This window comes from Pseudoalteromonas rubra, assembly GCF_005887115.1.
Taxonomy (GTDB): domain Bacteria; phylum Pseudomonadota; class Gammaproteobacteria; order Enterobacterales; family Alteromonadaceae; genus Pseudoalteromonas; species Pseudoalteromonas rubra_F.
In genome coordinates this window covers 1-217 of sequence record NZ_PNCJ01000213.1, presented here as the reverse complement: position 1 = coordinate 217, position 217 = coordinate 1, and the positions used below count along the sequence as shown (strand labels likewise).

Annotated in this window: 1 protein-coding gene; it reads left to right on the top strand. The window is 36.4% G+C overall.

Annotated features, from left to right (window positions below; translation table 11 throughout):
* Positions 1-217: hypothetical protein (locus CWB98_RS24160; protein WP_171045761.1), on the top strand; the 217-nt coding region annotated here is incomplete at both ends.

Sequence of the window (217 nt, the reverse complement as noted above, 5' to 3'; positions counted from 1 at the left end):
ATGGAGGGTGGTGATGGCACTCATGAAGCCGATGCATGGAAAGTTTTGCAATTGTTTGGTGAAAATAAAATTAAACAAGTACAAAATGATTTCTTGCGTGTAAAGTCTATAAAAGTATTTCATGGTAACTCTTTAAGTGGAAAGACCTGTTGGTTATATCAGCCTTATAATATGGTGAACCCGGCAACAGGTAAGATGGATTATTACGGAATACCTT